This window comes from Paracraurococcus ruber, from assembly GCF_004353985.1.
In the GTDB taxonomy this organism is placed as follows: domain Bacteria; phylum Pseudomonadota; class Alphaproteobacteria; order Acetobacterales; family Acetobacteraceae; genus Paracraurococcus; species Paracraurococcus ruber.
In genome coordinates this window covers 1-1,993 of the sequence record NZ_SMOA01000513.1, presented here as the reverse complement: position 1 = coordinate 1,993, position 1,993 = coordinate 1, and the positions used below count along the sequence as shown (strand labels likewise).

At 70.2% G+C, this 1,993-nt stretch carries 2 protein-coding genes; both read left to right on the top strand.

Translation table 11 applies throughout. From position 1 onward, the window contains the following. Positions 1–258 precede the first annotated feature (258 nt). Entirely contained in the window at positions 259–432 is a 174-nt protein-coding gene (locus tag E2C05_RS31325; protein WP_133223517.1) for a helix-turn-helix domain-containing protein, read from the top strand. A 146-nt stretch (positions 433–578) separates the two neighbouring features. Further along, positions 579–1,955: an IS21 family transposase gene (istA, locus tag E2C05_RS31320; RefSeq protein WP_158292495.1), complete on the top strand. Its 1,377-nt coding sequence runs from the start codon at positions 579–581 to the stop codon at positions 1,953–1,955. The last annotated feature ends 38 nt before the right edge of the window (positions 1,956–1,993 follow it).

Here is a 1,993-nt window from a genome sequence, read left to right as displayed (position 1 = left end):
GGCCGCGTTAACGCGTTTCGGACTTGGCGGCAGGAGACCCGCGTCCAGCTACCGGCGTGAATGCCAGGGCCGCCCTGTCGCCGCTCCAACGCGACCTATCCCTGAACAACTTGGCAATGCCTCAGGGTCGTACCCAGGCTTCGCATCTCGCTCATGGTCACGCATCCTCTGCATCGAGCGGACTGAAGGTCGTGCATCCCAGGGCGGTGCAGAACCGGTTAGGATCGGTCAGCACCCTTCCGGGATTCGGAAAGCCACATGGACCGCATCGAGGCCATGGCGACCCTGCTGGCGGTCGTCCGCGCCGGTAGCCTCTCCGCCGCATCGCGGGAGTTGCGCACGCCGATCGCAACCGTGAGTCGGCATATCTCCGAGCTGGATGCGGAATCCGACGCAATCCAGCCGGTGATTCCGACGGAATCCAGCCACTGATTCCGACGCAAGCCAGCCACCTGTTCCGATTGATGCCAGCCACCGCTGACGGGGGCTGAGGGGTGGTCTGCGGGTAGTCCGCCACCCGGGCCAGGCTTTCTCCGGCAACGCCGCCGGGGAGAGCCATGCCCGCCCAGAGACTGCCCATGCGCCAGGTTCGAGAAGTCCTCCGCCGCAAGCATGCCTGCGGGGAGAGTGAGCGGCAGATCGCCGCGGCGATCGGGATCAGCCGCTACACGGTGGCCGAGTATCTGCGCCGGGCGGCGGTGATCGGCATTACCTGGCCGGTGCCGGCCGGGCTGGACGACGCGGCGCTCGAGGCGCAGCTGTTCAGTCCGCCCTTCACGCCGCGGGAGGCGCTGCGGCCGCAGCCGGACTGGCCGCGGATCCATGCCGAGCTGCGACGGCCGGGCGTGACCCTCATGCTGCTGTGGCAGGAATACCGGGCCGGGCAGTCGGAGGGCTACGGCTACAGCCGGTTCTGCGACCTCTATGCCGAGTGGCGGGGCAGCGTGTCGGTGACGATGCGCCAGGCCCATGTTGCCGGCGACAAGCTGTTCGTCGACTTCGCCGGGCAGACCCTGGCGGTGGTCGACCCGGCGACCGGCCAGGTTCGGCCGGCGCAGGTCTTCGTCGCCGTGCTGGGCGCCTCCAGCCTGACCTATGCCGAGGTCAGGTGGAGCCAGGGACTGGCGGACTGGGTGGGCTGCCACGTCAACGCCTTCGCTTTCTTCGGCGGCGCGGCCCGGCAGCTGGTCTGCGACAACCTCAAGGCCGGGGTGACCGCCGCCTGCCGGTACGAGCCTGGGATCAACCGCACCTACCAGGAGATGGCGGCACACTACGGTACCGCCGTGATGCCGACCCGGGTCCGCAAGCCGCGCGACAAGGCCAAGGTCGAGGTCGGCGTGCAGGTGGTGGAGCGCTGGATCCTGGCCCGCCTGCGCAACCGGCGCCTGTTCGGCCTGGAGGAGGCCAACGGCGCCGTCCGCGAACTGCTGGAGGCGCTGAACACCCGTCCCATGCGCCGCCTCGGCACCAGCCGGCGGGTGCTGTTCGAGAGCCTCGAGCGCGCCGCCCTGCTGCAGTTGCCGCCGGAGCCCTACGCCTATGCCGACTGGCGACGCTGCCGGGTCGGGCTCGACTACCACGTCGAGGTGCTGGGGCACTGGTACAGCGTGCCCCACCGGCTCGCCCGGGCCGTGGTGGAGGCTCGCATCACCGAGCGCACGGTCGAGCTGTTCCACAACGGCAGCCGCGTCGCAGCCCATCTCCGCAGTCCGCTGCGGCACCGGCACACCACCATCCCCGACCACATGCCGAGTGCCCATCGGCGCCACGCCGAGTGGACCCCGGCCCGGCTGCGGCGGGAGGCGGCCGCGATCGGCCCCGCCGCGGCCGGCATGGTTGAGGCTGTGCTGCGGGCCAAGCCGCATCCGGTGTCAGTGGCCGTTGAATCCTCCCCTGATGTGGGCCGCGAAACTTCCCCACTTCGTTGCGTGACCGGCACCTGCCGGGGCTAGCCCCGGCAGGTGCCGGTCACGCTATCGCCGAGACTGCC

What these genes read in the sequence shown, in the direction of transcription:
- E2C05_RS31325 (WP_133223517.1), top strand. Translation starts at nt 259, where the DNA reads ATGGACCGCATCGAGGCCATGGCGACCCTGCTGGCGGTCGTCCGCGCC.
- istA (WP_158292495.1), top strand. Translation starts at nt 579, where the DNA reads ATGCGCCAGGTTCGAGAAGTCCTCCGCCGCAAGCATGCCTGCGGGGAG.